The organism is Actinomadura atramentaria DSM 43919, from assembly GCF_000381885.1.
Lineage (GTDB): Bacteria > Actinomycetota > Actinomycetes > Streptosporangiales > Streptosporangiaceae > Spirillospora > Spirillospora atramentaria.
Window position 1 is genome coordinate 328,049 of record NZ_KB907215.1, and the last position, 17,497, is coordinate 345,545.

Genomic DNA, 17,497 nt, shown 5'->3' on the forward strand with positions numbered 1-17,497 from the left:
GATCGAACATATGTTTGACTCGCTGGGTACTCTGGGACGCATGTTCCAAGCGTCGCTCCTGGACGCCGACGAGGTCGGCGTGAACCCGCTCGGCTCGTCCGTCCGCCGCGTCCCGCTGCGGGACGGGGCCTGGGTGGACCTGCGACCGTCCTGGATCACCGGCGCGGACACCCTGTTCCAGCGGCTGCTGACGGACGTCCCGTGGCAGGCCGGGAACCGCCGCATGTACGACCGGGTCGTCGCGGTGCCCCGGCTGCTCGCCTTCTACAGGGAGGGCATGGCGCTCCCTGATCCGGCGCTGGACGAGATGAAGCGGCTCCTCGACGCGCACTACGCCGAGGAACTGGGCGAGCCGTTCACCACGGCGGGCCTCTGCCTGTACCGCGACCACCACGACAGCGTCGCGTGGCACGGCGACCAGTACGGTCGCGGCCGGCACGAGGACACGATGGTCGCGATCGTGTCGCTGGGGACGCCGCGCCCGCTGCTGCTGCGTCCGCGCGCGGGCGGCCCGGCGCTGCGGTACGAGCTCGGCCACGGCGACCTGCTGGTCATGGGCGGGAGCTGCCAGCGCACCTGGGAGCACGCCGTCCCGAAGAGCGCCCGTCCGCTCGGGCCGCGCGTGAGCGTCCAGTTCCGCCCGACGAACGTGCGCTGAGCGCGCCGCCGGACGGGACGCCCCGGCCGCGGCCGGTCGCCAAGGGGTCGTCGTCGAAGGGCGCCCGGCCGTCGGCCGCGGGCGGGCCGTCCCCGACCTCGGGTCGGTGACGTGCCGCACCCGCATCCTGACGCACCGCGATGTGTCCCGTCCGGCGGTTCGTGGAATTGCCGACGTCAGAAGGGCAGGCCGAAGTCCTTGCAGGCCGGGCGGAAGGACGGGTCGTTCGCGCCGAGCGAGTTCAGGACGTTCTGCAGCGTCGGTCCGTCGTTGAACATGCCGACGTGCGCGACGTAGTCCCCGGGGCACTGGTCCTGGATCGTGATGTTGCGGACGTTCGGCCCCTTGAGGAACGCGTTCGTGTACGGCGTCACGACCTCGTCGTTCTTCGTCTCGATGACGGTGTACTCCGGACCGGGCACCGTGTCGCCGTCCGCGAACAGAGCCTTCTGGAAGTCGGAGCCGGACTCCTGCTGCGCGAGGCCCGGCGTCTGCGCCTGGTTGAAGATGTCGTTGACGAACCCGAGGAGGTTCAGCGCTCGGCCGAGGTTGACCAGACCGAGCAGGTCGGTGCCGTGGTTGCTCGGGGCGAGCGCCACGAACCGGCGGACCTTGTCCGCGCCGCCGAGCCGCTTGAGGTAGTACGACGGCATCATGCCGCCCTGCGAGTGGCCGACGAGGTCGACCTTCGCCGCGCCGGTCCGCTGCCGCACCTGGTCCACGAACGCGCTCAGCGTCTTGGCGGACTCGGCGATGTCGCCCATGCCGCCGATCCGGTCCGCGGAATCTGCGTCATTCCGTAATTGAATCCGTAGACGCAGTAGCCCGCGTTGGCGAGTTTCGGCGACAGGACGGCCCAGTTCGCACCGAGGTTGACGAACGTGGCGTGGACGAGCACGATGGGCGTGGGGTGCTCGGGGCTCGGCTTGCAGTTCCAGTCGTTCGCGCCCGCGACCGCGTCAGGGCTGTTGAAGAAGTTCGCGACGGCGGTGCCGAGGTCGCCTTCCTTGTACTTGGCGTCGGCCGACGCGGGAGCCGCGAGCGCGCCCGTGCCGAGTCCGAGCGCGAGCGCCGCCGCCGTCAGTCCGCGCCGGATGTGCCGCGTGCGCCGTCCGCCGGAGCGGGCCGCCTTCGCACGTCCACTTCCCATGTCACCCTCCTCGGTGCGCCCGGCAAGCGTTCACTTGCATCGCCGTGGCAAGGGTGAAATCCAGGTTGCGCGTCCAATAGGCGACAACAGGCCGTAGGTACAATCCGACAGTCCGTTTTTGCGCGCCGAGGTGCTAACGGAGTCGCGGCCATCCTGCGGATAACGCGCGTCCGGCGCGTCCGTCAGCGCAGCGAGAACACCTGCCGCCGCGCCGTGACGCCCTTCGCGTGAATTTCGGCGACGTACGTTCCCGGACGGGCGGTCGGGCGATGGCCCCGGCAGCCGTCCGAGCCGCGCCGCCGGTCCCAGACGATCGTCCGGACGAACGGGACGCCGCGCCGCAGCACGCGCTTGCCCGAGCCCTCGTCCGGCGCGCACTGGGAGGCCGTCCACACGCGGTCCGGGCCGGAGGAGATCCGCAGGTCGAGCGCGCGTGAACCGACGTCGAACGCGCACGCGCGCGACCCGGTGTTCACGACCGTGAGCCGCAGTTCGGGCCGCCGCCCTTTGGCGTACACCGACGCGGACGCCGCGAGCGTCACCACGACGTCGTGCGGCACGCACGCGTCACCCGCCTTCCGGCGCGGTTTGGGCGAGGCGCTGCGGGACGCCGTCGCGGTCGCCGTGGGCGACGTGGCCGCCGGCATCGGCACGATGGTCGGCGTCGCGCCGGCCAGCGCCGCCGCGTCCCGCACGGGCTTCTCCTCCCCGCCGCCCGCGCCGCACGCCCACGCCATCAGCCCGACCGCCCCGAGGACGGCCCCGAGCGCGATGGCGCGCCGCTTCCAGTACTGGTCCGGCCCGCGGTCCGACTCGGAATCCTCACGTTCTGTACCCGTAGACATACGGACAGTATGCAATCGGTCGATCTTCCTGGGCGGACGGCACGCCGTGACAGAATGAGGCACCGATGGAGATCCCCGCCCACCTGATCACCGCCCCCGTCCTCGACTGGTACGGCGAGCACGCCCGCGATCTGCCGTGGCGCGCCACCGATGCGACGCCGTGGGGCGTGCTGGTCAGCGAGATCATGCTGCAGCAGACGCCGGTGAAGCGCGTCCTGCCCGTCTGGCACGAGTGGATGGAACAGTGGCCGACGCCCGCCGCGCTCGCCGCCGAACCGTCCGGCGAGGCCGTCCGCGCGTGGGGGCGGCTCGGCTATCCGCGCCGCGCCCTGCGCCTGCACGCCGCCGCCCAGGCGATCGTGGAACGGCACGGCGGCGCCGTCCCCGACGTCCACGCCGACCTGCTCGCCCTGCCCGGCATCGGCGCGTACACGGCGGCGGCCGTCGCGAGCTTCGCCTACCGGCAGCGGCACGCGGTGCTCGACACGAACGTCCGGCGGGTGCTCGCCCGCCTGCTGACGGGCGTCGAGTACCCGCCGACGTCGCAGACGAAGGCCGAGGTCGCACTGGCCGAGGGCCTTCTGCCGCTCGATCCGCCGACCGCCGCGCGCTGGTCGGTGGCGGTGATGGAACTCGGCGCGCTCGTCTGCACGGCCCGCTCGCCGCGCTGCGTGGACTGCCCGGTGCTGGACCGCTGCGCGTGGCAGGCGCTCGGCCGCCCGGCGCACGACGGTCCGCCCCGGCGCGGCCAGACGTACGCGGGCACCGACCGCCAGTGCCGGGGTCGCCTGCTGGCCGTGCTGCGCGACGCGCCAGAGCCCGTCGAGAAGGCGGCGCTCGACATCGTCTGGTCCGATCCGGTGCAGCGGGAACGCGCTTTGGACGGGCTCATCGCGGACGGCCTGGTGGACCCTCTCGACGACGGTCGCTACGCGCTTCCGGCGTAACCCCTGACGTGCGTCGACGCCGCTGGGGCAATGTTCACCGGTAGGGCTTCAGGCAGCCGTTCCCGTGGGTCGTCGGCCCAGCTCAGGATGCGGCGCGGTCCGCGTCCGGGCAGCCGAACCACCGCGCCGGGCTCGCCGACGACCTCCTGGCGGGCATGCCGCCCCGACGAGTTATCCACAGGTTTCGGCTCATGTGGCGGAGGTCCGCGCGCGGTCGATGTACTCGAAGCCCACATCGACCCACCGATGAAAGGGCGGACCGCCCATGCTTGGAGACAGGATCGAGATTCTCGCGGCCGGTGCGGACGGCCGCGCCGAACTGTGCGTGGTGACGGCCGACCGGGTCGGCCGCCGCGTCGTGGCGACCACGGAGGACGGGATCGTCAGCGTCAGCGAGGTCAACCGCAAGGGCGTCGCTGTTCGCACCGTCCGCTATCCGCAGTGCCGGGTTCTCCGGCTGGTCGAGTACAGCCGGGCTGGCGGGGAGTGCGCGCCGATCACGATCACACCGGTCGCCGAGCTCGCACAGGTGGAAAGCGCTGTGGAGGCTGCCGCTTCCCAGCCTGCGACGTCGGAGCCCAGCGTCCCCAGCCCGGCGGGACCGTGCTCGGAGGAACCGCGCGAGGTCGAGGCGGTTCCCCGTCCCGCGAGTACGTCGTCCGGCGCAGCGGATGCGTCCGGCGCGCCGCCTCGGTTCGCTCGGAAGCCGGTCACGAGCAGGAAGCCTCAGTCCTCGAACGGCCGGAAGCGACCGAAGGGGCGACCGGGCAAGCGCAAGCGGCGATGACGGCATGGACATCGGGCCGAGGCGTCCGCACCGCGCGGAACGGGTCAGGACGGCAGGGCCGGGGCGTCCGCACCGCGCGGGACGGGTCAGGACGGCAGGGCGGGCGTGGCCGCCTTGACCTCCAGGCCGCGGTCGGACGCCGAGACCGTCACATGCTGGCCCGGTTCCAGTTCGCCCGCGAGCAGCAGGTCCGACAGACGGTCGTCCACCTCGCGCTGGATCGTCCGGCGCAGCGGGCGGGCTCCGAAGTCCGGCTCGTAGCCGCGCTTCGCGAGCCAGTCCACGGCCTCGGGTGTGAACTCGATCGTGAGGTCCTGGCCGCGCAGCCGCCGCCGCGTGTCCTCCAGCAGAAGGTCGGTGATCTCGTGGAGCTGTTCGGCCTCCAGCCGCTGGAAAACGATGATGTCGTCGATGCGGTTCAGAAACTCCGGCCGGAATTCCTCGCGCAGCCGCCGCATGACCTGGTCGCGCATGGACTCCCCGGTGCTCTCACCGCCGACCGCGCCGAATCCCGGTGCGCGGCGGCCCGTGATGATCTCCGAACCGAGGTTGCTCGTCATGATCACGACGGTGTTGCGGAAGTCGACGGTGCGGCCCTGCGCGTCGGTGAGGCGGCCGTCGTCGAGAAGCTGGAGCAGGACGTTGAAGACGTCCTGGTGGGCCTTCTCGATCTCGTCCAGCAGGATCACCGAGTACGGGCGGCGGCGGACGGCCTCGGTGAGCTGGCCCGCCTCCTCGTAGCCGATGTAGCCGGGCGGCGCGCCCATGAGGCGGCTGACGGTGTGCCGCTCCTGGAACTCGCTCATGTCGAACCGGATCAGCCGGTCCTCGCTGCCGAACAGCGCCTCCGCGAGCGCCCGTGCCAGTTCGGTCTTCCCAACGCCGGTCGGGCCGAGGAACAGGAAGCTGCCGATCGGCCGGTCCGGGTCGCCCATGCCGGCCCGCGACCGGCGGACGGCGCGCGACACGGCCCGGACCGCGTCGTCCTGCCCGATGACGCGCTCGTGCAGGTGCCCTTCCAGATCGAGGAGCCGGTCCCGCTCCTCCCGCGTGAGCTGCGCGACGGGCACCCCGGAGATGCGAGACACGACCTCGGCGATGTCCTCGGTCGTGACTTCGGGGACGGCCGGTTCCAGGCCGATCTCGTCGCTCTCCAGACGCCGCTTCAGCTCCTGGATCTCGTCGCGGAGCGCCGACGCCTTCTCGTAGTCCTCGTCCGCGACGGCCTGGTCCTTCTCCCGGCGGCGGCGGTCCAGCCGCCGCTCGACGTCGCGGGTGTCGCCGCCGCGCCGCCCGCTGCGCAACCGCACCCGCGCGCCCGCCTGGTCGATCAGGTCGATCGCCTTGTCCGGAAGGAACCGGTCGGTCAGATACCGGCTCGACAGGTCCACCGCCGCGACGAGCGCCGCGTCCGAGAACCGGACCTGGTGGTGCGCCTCGTACCGGTCGCGCAGGCCGCGCAGGATCTCGACGCTGTCGTCGGCGTTCGGCTCGGGCACCAGGATCGGCTGGAACCGGCGCTCCAGCGCCGCGTCCTTCTCGATGTTCTTGCGGTACTCGTCAATGGTCGTCGCACCGATGACGTGCAGTTCACCGCGCGCCAACGCCGGCTTGAGCATGTTGCCCGCGTCCATCGACCCTTCCGCGCCGCCCGCCCCGACGATCGTGTGGATCTCGTCGATGAACACGATCATCTCGCCGGAGTGCGCGCGAATCTCGTCCATGATCTTCTTGACGCGTTCCTCGAAGTCGCCCCGGTAGCGGGTCCCCGCGACGACGCCGCCGAGGTCGAGTTGGACGAGGCGCTTGCCGCGCAGCGTGTCGGGCACGTCGTCGTCCACGATCCGCTGCGCCAGTCCCTCGGCGATGGCGGTCTTCCCGACGCCGGGGTCGCCGATGAGCACCGGGTTGTTCTTCGTCCGCCGTGACAGCACCTCGACGGTCTGCTCGATCTCCGCCTCGCGACCGATCACCGGGTCGATGCGGCCTTCGTGGGCGAGAGCGGTCAGGTCGCGGCCGTACTCGTCCAGCGTCGGCGTGCTGGAGTCGCGCGGGACGCCGCCGCCGGGCGGCGGCGCCGCCGCCTGCTGCAGCGACTCGGGCGTCACGCGCGCGCCGCCGAGGATCTTCCCGCCGGGCGAGTCGGAGTTCAGGGCGAGCGCGAACACCAGGTGCTCGGGTCCGATGTACGACGAGCCGAGCGCCTGCGAGACCTGCCGCGCGTCCAGCAGCAGCCGCTTCGCCGACGGCGTCAGCACCGGCGGCGTCTCCGACGGCTCGGCGCGGCGCGCGGTCCGCTCGACCTCGGCGGCGAGGGCGTCGGCGTCGGCGCCCGCCCGCTCCAGCCACTGCCGCGTCCCGGCCTGGCGGGTCGCCGCCCACAGCAGGTGGTCGGTGTCGAGGTCGGGGCTGCCCCACTGCGCCGCCTGCGTGGCGGCGTCCCGGACGAGCTCGCGCGCGGGCTCGCTCATCAGCCGCGCGATGTTCACCCGCTCCATCGGCGGGCGCGGCGACCCCGCCCCGAAGAACCGCGCGAGCAGTTCCTCGAACGGATCACGGCCGCCCCCGTACCATCCCGCCGTCATGCCGCCTCCCTGCTGACGCGTCCCTCTTCCTAAGGGCGCGTCCCCGGCGGCTCGTATGGAGAACCTCCGCGACGGTCCAAGAACGTCAAGCCTTGGATGCCCGCGTCGTGCGGAACAGCCAGGTCAGGCGGGGTTCCACCGCCCACGCGGTGACGGCGCGGACGGGCCTGGTGGACAGCAGCACCGTCAGCGCCAGGCAGCCGACCGTGAGCACGGCGATCTGCCAATCGGCGAGGCCGTAGTACCAGCCCTGGTACGCCATCCACATGATGGGGATGCCGTGCAGCAGGTACGCGTACATCGTCGCGGAGCCGTAGCCGCTGAACCACGTCTCGCGCGACGGGACGACGGCCAGGAACGCGGCGGTCAGCGTGACGGCGGCGGCGAGCGCGATCAGCGTGTAGCCGAGGCCGAGCGAGTCACCGACGCCGAGCTGCGCGAAACTGCGCCGCCAGTGAATCCACTCGGCGTCCACCCGCCCGGCCGCCGCGTACGCGACGCCCGCGCCGAGCACCAGGACGACCGCGCCGATCCAGCGGACCGCGCGCCGACGCAGCACCGCCAGCTTCTCCGGCGTCACCGTCAGCCCGAACACGAAGAACGGCAGGAACGACAGCACCTGCGACGTGTTGAGCGCCGTCGGCAACGTCACGAACCCGGACAGGACGCAGATCGCCGTCGCGACCAATACCGGGCACCGGATCTGGAGCCACAACGGCACGGACAGCCGCCAGATCAGCAGCGCCAGCAGGAACCACGTCAGATAGAACGGCTCGAACGGGTCCCAGCCCATCCGGTGCCCGTCGAGAAAACCGGCCAGCAGCGTGTACCCGAGGCTGAACAGGATGTACGGCGCGGCGATGCCGGTGACGAGCTTGCGGGTCTTGTTCCGCCCGTTCGGGAAGCTCCGCGAGAAGTAGCCGCAGATCAGGCTGAACACCGGCAGATGGAACGCGTACACGAACAGGTGCGCGGCCTCAAGCGTCCGGCCGCCGAGCCCCGACGTGCGGAGCGGTTCCCACGCGTGCCCGACGACGACCAGGGCGATGGCGAGGAACTTGGCGTTGTCGAAATAGGGGTCGCGGAACGCTCGCCGCGCGGGCGCGGCGGTGCCGTCCGCCTGGGACGTCGGCTGGGTCAGGAGCACGCCAGGGACACCGATCCGAGGTCAGGAGCCAGGAACGGCCGCTACCGTACCCGCCGAATCTGAACAGTTCCTGACCGGTCGTGCGATCCTGGATGGATGACGTGGATTCCTGTGACGAGTTACCGGAACGTTCCCGGCGCCCCCTCCCCCGCGGCCGCGCTGCGCGGCTGACTGCGCGACCGTGGCATCGACTGGATGCCCCTCGACCCGGCGGACGTCCGCATCGACCTCACCTGCGGCCCTCCGGAAGCTGGTGCGGCGTCAACGTCCGCGCGGACGCGCTGCGCCCCCTCGGCCTGCACCCGGACCAGCCCCTCTCCCGTGTACGCGGCCCGTCCCCACCCGCCTGGTGGCACCACGCCGCCGAACGAGCCCCCATCCGAAGACCAGATCGAGAGCCAGCCAATCGGTCGCGCTGATTCCCCGGCTCCGCGCGAGATCCGATGAACGACCCCGAACAGACTGCAAGGCGGGCAGGCAGGCACTCTCCAGGTGTGCCGCCATATGAGCGTCTGGATGCGTGGAGCACGGCTCGACGGCGGTAAGTGGGGCGTTGGAACGCGGAAGGACCCGCACCGGGAGGCGGTGCGGGTCCTTGTCGCCGTTGGGGGCGGGGGTCAGTCCTTGTTGAAGTTGACCGCGCCCTCGATGGGGGGCGGGCTGTCCGGCACGCCGTTCGGCTTCGGCACGCCCTTGAACGTGAACTTCGCGTCCTCGCCCGAGCCCTCGACACCGACGATGACGATCTGGCCGGCCTTCAGCTCGTTGTAGAGGATCTTCTCGGACAGGTTGTCCTCGATCTCCCGCTGGATCGTCCGGCGCAGCGGCCGGGCGCCGAGGACCGGGTCGTAGCCCCGCTCCGCCAGCAGGTCCTTGGCCTCCTGCCGCAGCTCGATGCCCATGTCGCGGTCGCGCAGCCGCTCGTCCACGCGGGCGATCATCAGATCCACGATCTGGATGATCTCCTTCGGGGTGAGCTGGTGGAACACGACCGTGTCGTCGACGCGGTTCAGGAACTCCGGCCGGAAGTGCTGCTTCAGCTCCTCGCCGACCTTCGCCTTCATCCGGTCGTAGGAGCCCTTGTCGTCGTTGGACCGCGCGAACCCCATCGACTGGCCCTTGGAGATGTCCCGGGTGCCGAGGTTCGTCGTCATGATGATGACGGTGTTCTTGAAGTCCACGACGCGGCCCTGGGCGTCGGTGAGGCGGCCGTCCTCCAGGATCTGCAGCAGCGAGTTGAAGATGTCCTGGTGGGCCTTCTCGATCTCGTCGAACAGGACCACCGAGAACGGCTTGCGCCGCACCTTCTCGGTGAGCTGGCCGCCCTCCTCGTACCCGACGTAGCCGGGCGGGGAGCCGAACAGCCGCGAGACGGTGTGCTTCTCCATGAACTCGGACATGTCGAGCTGGATCAGCGCGTCCTCGTCGCCGAACAGGAACTCCGCGAGCGTCTTGGACAGCTCCGTCTTACCGACGCCGGACGGGCCGGCGAAGATGAACGAGCCGCCGGGGCGCTTGGGGTCCTTCAGGCCCGCGCGCGTGCGCCGGATCGACTGGGACAGCGCCTTGATGGCGTCCTCCTGGCCGATGACGCGCTTGTGGAGCTCGTCCTCCATGCGGAGCAGGCGGGCGCTCTCCTCCTCGGTCAGCTTGAAGACCGGGATGCCGGTGGCCGTCGCGAGGACCTCGGCGATGAGCTCCTCGGTGACCTCCGCGACGACGTCCATGTCGCCGGCCTTCCACTCCTTCTCCCGCTGCGCCTTCTGGGCGAGGAGCTGCTTCTCGGAGTCGCGGAGCGCGGCGGCCTTCTCGAAGTCCTGCGCGTCGATCGCGGACTCCTTCTCGCGCCGCACGTCCGCGATCTTCTCGTCGTACTCGCGCAGGTCCGGCGGCGCGGTCATCCGGCGGATGCGCATCCGCGAGCCCGCCTCGTCGATCAGGTCGATCGCCTTGTCGGGGAGGAAGCGGTCGCTGATGTAGCGGTCCGCGAGCTGCGCGGCGGCGACGAGCGCGCTGTCGGTGATCGACACGCGGTGGTGCGCCTCGTAGCGGTCGCGCAGGCCCTTGAGGATCTCGATCGTGTGCGGCAGCGACGGCTCGGCGACCTGGATGGGCTGGAAGCGGCGCTCGAGCGCGGCGTCCTTCTCCAGGTACTTGCGGTACTCGTCCAGCGTCGTCGCGCCGATGGTCTGCAGCTCGCCGCGCGCCAGCTTCGGCTTGAGGATGCTGGCGGCGTCGATCGCGCCCTCGGCGGCCCCCGCGCCGACGAGCGTGTGCAGCTCGTCGATGAACAGGATGATGTCGCCGCGGGTGTGGATCTCCTTCAGGACCTTCTTCAGCCGCTCCTCGAAGTCGCCGCGGTACCGGGAGCCCGCGACGAGCGCGCCGAGGTCGAGGGTGTAGAGGTGCTTGTCCTTCAGCGTCTCGGGCACCTCGCCCTTGACGATCTTCTGGGCGAGGCCCTCGACGACGGCCGTCTTGCCGACGCCGGGCTCGCCGATCAGCACCGGGTTGTTCTTGGTGCGCCGGGACAGCACCTGCATGACCCGCTCGATCTCGGTGTCGCGGCCGATCACCGGGTCCAGCTTGCTCTCCCGGGCGGCCTGCGTCAGGTTCCGGCCGAACTGGTCCAGGACGAGCGACGTGGAAGGCGCCGACTCCGACGGGGCGCCCGCCGTGGCGGCCCCCTTGTCCTGGTAGCCGTGCAGCAACTGGATCACCTGCTGGCGGACGCGGTTCAGGTCCGCGCCGAGCTTCACCAGCACCTGGGCGGCCACGCCCTCGCCCTCGCGGATCAGCCCCAGCAGGATGTGCTCGGTGCCGATGTAGTTGTGGCCGAGCTGCAGCGCCTCCCGCAGCGAGAGCTCCAGCACCTTCTTGGCACGCGGGGTGAACGGGATGTGCCCGGACGGCGCCTGCTGTCCCTGGCCGATGATCTCCTCGACCTGCTGGCGCACCGCCTCAAGGCTGATCCCGAGGCTCTCCAGGGCCTTGGCAGCGACACCCTCGCCCTCGTGGATCAGACCCAGGAGGATGTGCTCGGTGCCGATGTAGTTGTGGTTGAGCATCCTGGCCTCTTCCTGAGCCAGAACGACAACCCGCCGCGCGCGGTCGGTGAACCTCTCGAACATCTCGTCGCTCCTCACAGAGCGGTTGGTTGAGTCCGGAACGTCCGGACCCGTCCTTCCGCATGCTAGCCCGCCCCGAGGAGGCCGCCCGGTGCCTTCCCACCAGGAGACGTTCCCCAGCTAAGCGCTGTTCAGTCTCATCCAACTACCGCTTCGGTGCGCGATGTTCCCGCTACGCCGCAAGCGAACGGGGGGTTATCGCCCACGGCCGCGGCGCGTCCGGAGCATTGTCGAATGGAACCTGTGTACCGCACTGCGAGGCGCGCAACCCGAGATTCGCTACGCCACAAGCGAACGGCCCGTCCCGGCACCGAGACGGGCCGCCGGCCCGGACGCGGGAGTCAGTGGGCCGCTTCGTACTTCTCGATCACATTCTGCGGGATACGGCCCCGCTCATTGACCTTGATGCCGTGGGCCTTGGCCCAGGCACGGATCTCCGCGCTGCGCTCGCGGTTGGAGCCGGTCCGCGGCCGGCGGCGGCGGGCGGTGCCGGCCTTCCGCGACTTCTCCACGAACGGCTGCAGCGAATCCCGCAGCTTCTTGGCGTTGGCGCCGCTGAGGTCGATCTCGTAGGAGGCGCCGTCGATCGAGAACGCTACGGTCTCGTCCGCCTCGCCACCGTCGAGGTCATCGACGAGAAGCACCTGGACCTTCTGTGCCATGGGGACAGACCTTTCGGATCGAGCACACTTCATTCCGGTTGCACAAACATATACCGCGAGCGATGCCGATGACAATTCAACACGGCAGCCCGAAGACATCTTGCCCGCGGTAACGCATCGTAATCACCGTCATCGGAATCTGCGGGACCGGCGTTACGGCGGCGCGCCGTCGCGCGCGGCGGCGGCGCGGGCGGCAATTGTCCGGACGCGCGGCGGCCCGTCTTTGGCGGCGCGGACGGCGGCCCGCACCGCCGCGACCAGCGGCTTCGATCATGTATTGGACCGGGTTTCCAACGCCGTCCGGCATTCACCCGCGCGGCCCGCGCGGCGAACCCGGTGCCCCAAAACGCCGGACACGCTGCGTTAACCCGGCCGTCCCCGACCGGTCTCCGCGGCCCTGATTAAGCCCGACGTATGGGGACTAAGCACACCATCGGCGGACCCAAATCCGGCGTGCGGGGACCGGCTCGGGGCGGGCTTCCAGGGCCGCCACCGGGCGATGTCAACGAATGCCGGAGCGGGCGCCCCCGGCGAAAACGCGCTCCACGAAGGCGCGTCCCGGCCCCAATGGGGCGATAAGTCGGCAATACAGCGCTCGCCCGTGGGCTCGCGACACCGGGGACGTCAGCGGACAAGATACGGCACCGCCACGGCCTCCGGGGCTTCACCCGGGCCGTTCCGGACGGCGGTCGGCGAAGCCATCGGCGGCCGATCTCCCGCGATGGTCAATTCACCATCTCTCCGGCGCCAGTTCCACATCGCGGATGCGTACGGCGTGTCGCGAGCGCAGCCGACGAACGGTCGCGGGGCGCACGGGCATTCGGCGGCCCGTCTATTGGTCGGGCCGATACGCCCTATTCCGCGTCGGGGCCGGGCTCGGGGTCCGTCTTCACGACGTCCGTGCGCGCGAAACGATCATGCAGGGCGCGGCGCGGTCCGTCCGGCAGCGCCCGCCGCGCGCCTTCGTAAATGGCCGCGCCGTTCGCGACCCAGAACAGGCTCGCGACCAAACCGAGGAACGGCACCGGGCGGACCGCGATCGGCAGCGCGTAGGTAGCCGCGCGGACCAGCGCGGCGGGGAATCCGGGCGGCGCGTCGGTGTCCTGGGCGACGACGGCGACGCCCGCCGCGCGCTTGCCGAGCGTCCGGCCCCACAGGGCCGTCTGGGGGACCTCGTAGAGCAGCAGGAGGCCCGCGACGATCGGCGGGGCGAGGACGTCGAGCCGGGAGCGCGGGACGGTCTCCAGCAGCACCATGACGACGGGCAGCCCGACGACGAGCGTGTCGATGATCCGGGCCAGCAGCCGCTGCCCGGGGTCGGCCAGGTCGGCGCGGACGGCGCGCGGCGGCGCGGCGGCGTCCGTGAGGTCCGCCGTCTCGGGCCGCTCCAGCTCTCCGGCCGGTTCCGCCGCCTCCATCAGTTCTCCCAGGGTCGATCTCAGGTTGTCTCAGGCCGATACCTAGCTGGGGAAGCGAAGCCGGAGGCGGGCTTCCCCGGCCGGATCGCGAAGCGATGCCGCGCTCGCAAAGTCCCGGTGGGGCGCGAGGGCCGTGGGCCGGGACTTGGAAACACCGCTCAGCCCTCGTACTCGCCGTAGTCGGCGTACTCGCGCTCGTCCACGACGAGCGTGCCGGTCAGGCGGTCGTGCAGCGCGAGGCGGAACGGCTCGTCCCAGATCGCCCACAGGTAGGCCATGAGCGTTCCGGCGGCGACGAGCGCGACGCCGTAGAAGGCGTAGTCCCAGACCTTCACCGCCAGGATCAGGAAGAAGAACAGGCCGATCTGGTAGCCGATGTGGTTCACGGCCGGGCGGATGATCGCCTGCGCGGTGGTCAGGCGACCGCCCGCCGGGTCCTGCGAGACGATGCCGAGGCGCAGGAGGCGCTTGCCGAGCGTCCGGCCCGACATCGTCAACTGGATCGCCTCGTAGGCGAACGGCAGGACGGCGAGGACGGCGAACAGCGTGACGATGATCGGCCAGTTCCAGATCGCGCCGTCCGTCGCGGTCTTCTTGCCGGTGGTGTCGAGGCCGAAGATCCCGATGGTGAACGGGAGGATCAGCGCGAAGCCGAAGACCGCGACGAGCAGGTTGTCGGCCAGGCGCGCCAGCGCGCGGCGCGGGATGGAGGCGAGCTGGACGTCGCCGGGCTCGCGGTCGCCCGCGTCGTCGGCGTAGTCGGGCTGGTCGGGGTAGTCCGGCTGGTAGTCGGCCGTGCCGAACGCCTGCGTCCGTCCCTCGTCGCCAGATCCGGCGTGCGGGACGGGACGGTCCCAGTACTGCTCCGTGGGCTGCTCGACGGGGCGCTGGACGGGCTGGCGGGCGGGCTGCTCCCACTGCGCGGGCGCGGACGGCCGCGCGGGCTCGCGGTACGGGGGCGGCGGCCCCCACGAGGCCCCGCCCGCCTGCGGGGGCCGGGGCGGGTACGGACCGTCGCCGGGGGGGTGTTCGGTCATCGGGTCAATCCTCCAGGCGGAGCAACATCCGGGTATTTCCCAACGTATTGGGCTTCACCCGGTCGAGGTCGAGGAACTCGGCGACGCCCTCGTCGTACGAGCGGAGGAGTTCCTCGTACACCTCGGGCGCGACGGGGGTGCCGAGGATCGGCCGGAATCCGTGGCGCGCGAAGAACTCCACCTCGAAGGTAAGGCAGAACACGCGGCGCACGCCGAGGTCGCGGGCGGTGCTCAGCAGGCGCGTCACGATGCGGTGGCCGATCCCGCGCCCGGTGTGGCCGGGCGCGACGGCGACCGAGCGCACTTCGGCGAGGTCCTCCCACATCACGTGCAGCGCACCGCAGCCGATGATCTCGTTGGTCTGGCGGTCTTCGGCGATCCAGAATTCCTGGACGTCCTCGTAGAGCGTCACCGTCGACTTGCGGAGCAGGCGTCGGCCCGTTCCGGTGAACAGGTCGATGAGCCGTCGGATGTGCTGGACATCGGCGGTGCGGGCACGCCTGATCACGACTTCCACAAACAGGCGACATTAGCGAACGGTCCGTTCCCGCGCCGAGCGGCCGGGCGGGCGCGTGTTGGGACGACACGCGCCGACCCGGCCGAAACGGGGCCTCGACGCCGCTCGAACCGGCAAAAGTGACCAACGGCACGACCGTCCGCGATGACAATTCGGGCAGGTCAGCGCCCTTCGCGCGTACCGCCGACGGATTCCCTCGTACTGGTTGGCAGGGCTGGGCGGCTCCGTTAGTGTCCTGCGCGTCGCCGGGCCGTTACGGACAGCGTCCGTACGGTCGCGTTCCGGTACCGGGACGGCGGAACCGGGAGATCCGGCGCCGAGCGCGCCGATCCGGTCGGCGGCAGTACCCGGGTGCGCCGCGCCGAGACCGCGCGGACTCGGACCGGGGCCGGCCCGGACGCCGGGCATGGGGCGCGGGCCGCCGCGCCGGTCGCCGGCGTCGTCAGCACGGGTCATCAGCACGGGTTGTCAGCACGGGTCGTCAGCACGCGTCGTCAGCACGGGTGGTCGAGCAGAGGAGTGGTCGTGGAGCCGTTGCGCCGTGGGTCGCGTCCGGTCGGAAAACATCGCCGCCCCCCAACGCGCGGCGCGGCCGCACCGTTCACGGCGAGGATCTTCACCACGGGGCTGTTCACCACGAGCCTTTTCACCACGGGTCTCGTCAGCACCGGGCTGGCCGCCAGCGGTTTGTCGCCGGTTCCGGGGATCGCGCCGCCCGCGCACGCGGACCCCGCGCCGCCCGGCGACGACCTCGCGGGCCGCGCGCACCGGCTCGCGGACCGGCTCGAACAGCTCACCGAGCAGTACAACGGCCTGCGGGTGAAGCTGCGCGAGGCGCAGCAGGCGGCGCGGACCGCGCGGGCGAGCGCGGACCGGCAGCACCGGCAGCTCGACGGGCTGCGGGACGCGTTCAGCGGCCTGGCCGCGGACGCGTACATGCAGAGCGGCACCGACCCGGCCAGCGCGCTCTTCGCGGCACGGGACCCGCAGACCGTCCTGGACCAGAGCGCGACGCTGCGGTACTTCGCGACGCAGAACGGCACGCGCGTCCAGACGCTCGTCCAGGCGATGCAGGCGGCCGAGCGCGCCCGCCGGGCCGCCGAGGACCGCGCCGCCGAGGTGACGCGGCTGCGCGGGCGGCTCGACGCGCAGCGCGACGAGATCAACGAGGCGTACGAGAAGGTGCGCGGAAAGCTCGTCGCCAAGGACCCCGAGCAGTTCGCGAAGCTGCCGGTGTTCGGCGCGGGCCGCGCCGCCGAGGCGCTGCGGATCGCGATGGCCAAGGTCGGGCGGCCGTACGTGTGGGGCGCGGCGGGGCCGACGTCGTTCGACTGCTCGGGCCTGACGATGTGGGCGTACCGGCAGGTCGGCGTCAGGCTGCCGCACTACACGGGCAGCCAGTGGCACGCGGGCGTCCATGTCTCGCGGAGCCAGCTCCGGCCGGGCGACCTGGTGTTCTTCTACTCGGATCTGCACCACGTGGGGATGTACGTCGGCGGCGGCAAGATGCTGCACGCCCCGCACACGGGCGACGTGGTGCGCATCGCGCCGATCGCGGGCCGTCCGTTCGCGGGCGCGGTTCGCGTCGCCTGAGCGGCCGTCGCGCCGCGCAGAACACGCGGCGGCGGGGCGGGGGCCTGCGAAGGCGCGGTGCGACGGGTGCGGCGTCTGAGGACGCGGAAGCGTTACCGCCCGGCCGCATCCGGACAAAGAGCATGAAAGCCACCGCCACAGGGGCGAACGCGGGCCTATGCTGGCGACTCCGGTGCTCGCGGCGGCGCTCCCACTCCGCCCCGGCCGTTCGCGGGCACGGCGACGGCGCGGCGGACGCGTCCCGGGAGAACGGGCGCGGATCGGCCGCGGAGGGTCGCGGACGCGACGCGGGAACAACGTCCGCGGCGACGCCACCGGCGGGAGGCTCCCCGCCGGAACGCCGACGCCGCCGCACGGGGTAGGACGGAGTTCGCCGGTGTTTCGGTACGGACTAGATGAGCTGCCTTCGGGCCGCCCACACCACGGCCTCGATAGGGGTGTTCACCTCAAGCCGGTCGCAGATGGTCCGCAGCCGGCGGCGCAGGGTTCGCGCGCTCAACTCGAGTTTTCGTGCCGCCACATCGGCGGTGACACCGCTGGCGATCTGCGCGAGGAGCCGGATCTCCTCCTCGTTCAGTCGCGGATCGTCGGTGCCACGACGTGCGAGTGTGGCCTGTTCCACTCCGTCCTCCCTCGTCCGTGGTGATGACCGCGGGGATGCAGCCGCCCGCTGCACAGGCACGGGTGAGCGTCGATCTGTACGCGCTTCGGGTTGCCGGGTCCGGAGCCTTCCGGACTTAGATCATCGGATTCCTTACTGGTCTCGCGTGCTTGGCCGGAGGTGGCCGATGGGTGGTTTGCGGGGCATCATCCCGGAACTCCGGGTCACGATTCACTCGTTGGCGTTGCGGTCCCGTTCCGGCGAGGACGCCGGAGGGGTGCAGGAAGGAGCGCGCCACCGACGGAAGAACCCCGGCCACGACGGCGTGACCGAGTCCATCGAGAGGGGAGCGCAAGAACGGGAACGAGCGTCGATCTCCAGCCATCGCGCCCCTTCCCGTCCGTCCCGACCCGCCAGCCCGC

General features: G+C 71.3%; 15 protein-coding genes. 4 read left to right on the top strand and 11 right to left on the bottom strand.

Annotated elements, in window-relative coordinates; all coding sequences use genetic code 11:
• The first annotated feature begins 40 nt into the window (after window positions 1–40).
• Entirely contained in the window at window positions 41–658 is a 618-nt protein-coding gene (locus G339_RS0120890; RefSeq protein WP_019633017.1) for an alpha-ketoglutarate-dependent dioxygenase AlkB, read from the top strand.
• A 176-nt stretch (window positions 659–834) separates the two neighbouring features.
• Here G339_RS0120890 and G339_RS39945 read toward each other — a convergent pair whose 3' ends face one another.
• The 3 genes from G339_RS39945 to G339_RS0120900 all read right to left on the bottom strand — a co-directional run bounded on the left by G339_RS39945 (window position 835) and on the right by G339_RS0120900 (window position 2,653).
• Entirely contained in the window at window positions 835–1,422 is a 588-nt protein-coding gene (locus G339_RS39945) for a lipase family alpha/beta hydrolase (protein ID WP_019633018.1), read from the bottom strand.
• A complete protein-coding gene (locus G339_RS39950) occupies window positions 1,389–1,808 on the bottom strand; it encodes an esterase/lipase family protein (RefSeq protein ID WP_051107904.1) in 420 nt (139 codons plus the stop codon). Before G339_RS39950 ends, G339_RS39945 begins: the two co-directional genes overlap by 34 nt.
• A gap of 182 nt (window positions 1,809–1,990) precedes the next feature.
• On the bottom strand, window positions 1,991–2,653 hold the full coding sequence (locus tag G339_RS0120900; RefSeq protein ID WP_019633019.1) for a hypothetical protein: 663 nt from the start codon (window positions 2,651–2,653) through the stop codon (window positions 1,991–1,993).
• 65 nt (window positions 2,654–2,718) lie between these two features.
• On the opposite strand from G339_RS0120900, the gene G339_RS0120905 reads away from it, so the two are divergent.
• Together G339_RS0120905 and G339_RS39955 are read left to right on the top strand one after the other, a co-directional pair.
• Window positions 2,719–3,600: an HhH-GPD family protein gene (locus G339_RS0120905; protein WP_019633020.1), complete on the top strand. Its 882-nt coding sequence runs from the start codon at window positions 2,719–2,721 to the stop codon at window positions 3,598–3,600.
• Window positions 3,601–3,865: 265 nt separating this feature from the next.
• On the top strand, window positions 3,866–4,387 hold the full coding sequence (locus tag G339_RS39955; protein WP_019633021.1) for a hypothetical protein: 522 nt from the start codon (window positions 3,866–3,868) through the stop codon (window positions 4,385–4,387).
• 86 nt (window positions 4,388–4,473) lie between these two features.
• Here G339_RS39955 and G339_RS0120915 read toward each other — a convergent pair whose 3' ends face one another.
• From G339_RS0120915 to G339_RS0120945, 7 genes are all read right to left on the bottom strand, one after another.
• Entirely contained in the window at window positions 4,474–6,972 is a 2,499-nt protein-coding gene (locus G339_RS0120915; RefSeq protein ID WP_019633022.1) for an ATP-dependent Clp protease ATP-binding subunit, read from the bottom strand.
• Between the two features lie 85 nt (window positions 6,973–7,057).
• Window positions 7,058–8,119 carry an acyltransferase family protein gene (locus tag G339_RS0120920; RefSeq protein WP_019633023.1) on the bottom strand — a complete coding sequence of 354 codons (1,062 nt, stop codon included), beginning with the start codon at window positions 8,117–8,119 and terminating at the stop codon, window positions 7,058–7,060.
• Window positions 8,120–8,736: 617 nt separating this feature from the next.
• Window positions 8,737–11,250 (bottom strand): ATP-dependent Clp protease ATP-binding subunit, encoded by a 2,514-nt coding sequence (locus tag G339_RS0120925; protein ID WP_026341637.1) that lies wholly within the window; start codon window positions 11,248–11,250, stop codon window positions 8,737–8,739.
• Between the two features lie 338 nt (window positions 11,251–11,588).
• The gene (locus tag G339_RS0120930) at window positions 11,589–11,909 is read right to left on the bottom strand and encodes a histone-like nucleoid-structuring protein Lsr2 (RefSeq protein WP_019633025.1); all 321 of its coding nucleotides are present in this window, start codon (window positions 11,907–11,909) and stop codon (window positions 11,589–11,591) included.
• 854 nt (window positions 11,910–12,763) lie between these two features.
• The gene (locus tag G339_RS0120935) at window positions 12,764–13,327 is read right to left on the bottom strand and encodes an RDD family protein (protein WP_019633026.1); all 564 of its coding nucleotides are present in this window, start codon (window positions 13,325–13,327) and stop codon (window positions 12,764–12,766) included.
• Between the two features lie 158 nt (window positions 13,328–13,485).
• A complete protein-coding gene (locus tag G339_RS0120940; RefSeq protein WP_019633027.1) occupies window positions 13,486–14,364 on the bottom strand; it encodes an RDD family protein in 879 nt (292 codons plus the stop codon).
• Window positions 14,365–14,368: 4 nt separating this feature from the next.
• Window positions 14,369–14,881, bottom strand: a complete 513-nt coding sequence (locus G339_RS0120945; protein WP_019633028.1) for an amino-acid N-acetyltransferase — start codon at window positions 14,879–14,881, stop codon at window positions 14,369–14,371.
• A 525-nt stretch (window positions 14,882–15,406) separates the two neighbouring features.
• On the opposite strand from G339_RS0120945, the gene G339_RS40900 reads away from it, so the two are divergent.
• Window positions 15,407–16,474, top strand: a complete 1,068-nt coding sequence (locus tag G339_RS40900; RefSeq protein WP_276203773.1) for a C40 family peptidase — start codon at window positions 15,407–15,409, stop codon at window positions 16,472–16,474.
• 391 nt (window positions 16,475–16,865) lie between these two features.
• Here G339_RS40900 and G339_RS0120955 read toward each other — a convergent pair whose 3' ends face one another.
• Complete coding sequence (locus tag G339_RS0120955) at window positions 16,866–17,096, bottom strand: LuxR family transcriptional regulator (RefSeq protein WP_019633030.1); 231 nt, start codon at window positions 17,094–17,096, stop codon at window positions 16,866–16,868.
• Window positions 17,097–17,497 lie beyond the last annotated feature (401 nt).

What these genes read in the sequence shown, in the direction of transcription:
- G339_RS0120890 (WP_019633017.1), top strand. Translation starts at nt 41, where the DNA reads ATGTTCCAAGCGTCGCTCCTGGACGCCGACGAGGTCGGCGTGAACCCG.
- G339_RS39945 (WP_019633018.1), bottom strand. Translation starts at nt 1,422, where the DNA reads ATGGGCGACATCGCCGAGTCCGCCAAGACGCTGAGCGCGTTCGTGGAC.
- G339_RS39950 (WP_051107904.1), bottom strand. Translation starts at nt 1,808, where the DNA reads ATGGGAAGTGGACGTGCGAAGGCGGCCCGCTCCGGCGGACGGCGCACG.
- G339_RS0120900 (WP_019633019.1), bottom strand. Translation starts at nt 2,653, where the DNA reads ATGTCTACGGGTACAGAACGTGAGGATTCCGAGTCGGACCGCGGGCCG.
- G339_RS0120905 (WP_019633020.1), top strand. Translation starts at nt 2,719, where the DNA reads ATGGAGATCCCCGCCCACCTGATCACCGCCCCCGTCCTCGACTGGTAC.
- G339_RS39955 (WP_019633021.1), top strand. Translation starts at nt 3,866, where the DNA reads ATGCTTGGAGACAGGATCGAGATTCTCGCGGCCGGTGCGGACGGCCGC.
- G339_RS0120915 (WP_019633022.1), bottom strand. Translation starts at nt 6,972, where the DNA reads ATGACGGCGGGATGGTACGGGGGCGGCCGTGATCCGTTCGAGGAACTG.
- G339_RS0120925 (WP_026341637.1), bottom strand. Translation starts at nt 11,250, where the DNA reads ATGTTCGAGAGGTTCACCGACCGCGCGCGGCGGGTTGTCGTTCTGGCT.
- G339_RS0120930 (WP_019633025.1), bottom strand. Translation starts at nt 11,909, where the DNA reads ATGGCACAGAAGGTCCAGGTGCTTCTCGTCGATGACCTCGACGGTGGC.
- G339_RS0120935 (WP_019633026.1), bottom strand. Translation starts at nt 13,327, where the DNA reads ATGGAGGCGGCGGAACCGGCCGGAGAGCTGGAGCGGCCCGAGACGGCG.
- G339_RS0120940 (WP_019633027.1), bottom strand. Translation starts at nt 14,364, where the DNA reads ATGACCGAACACCCCCCCGGCGACGGTCCGTACCCGCCCCGGCCCCCG.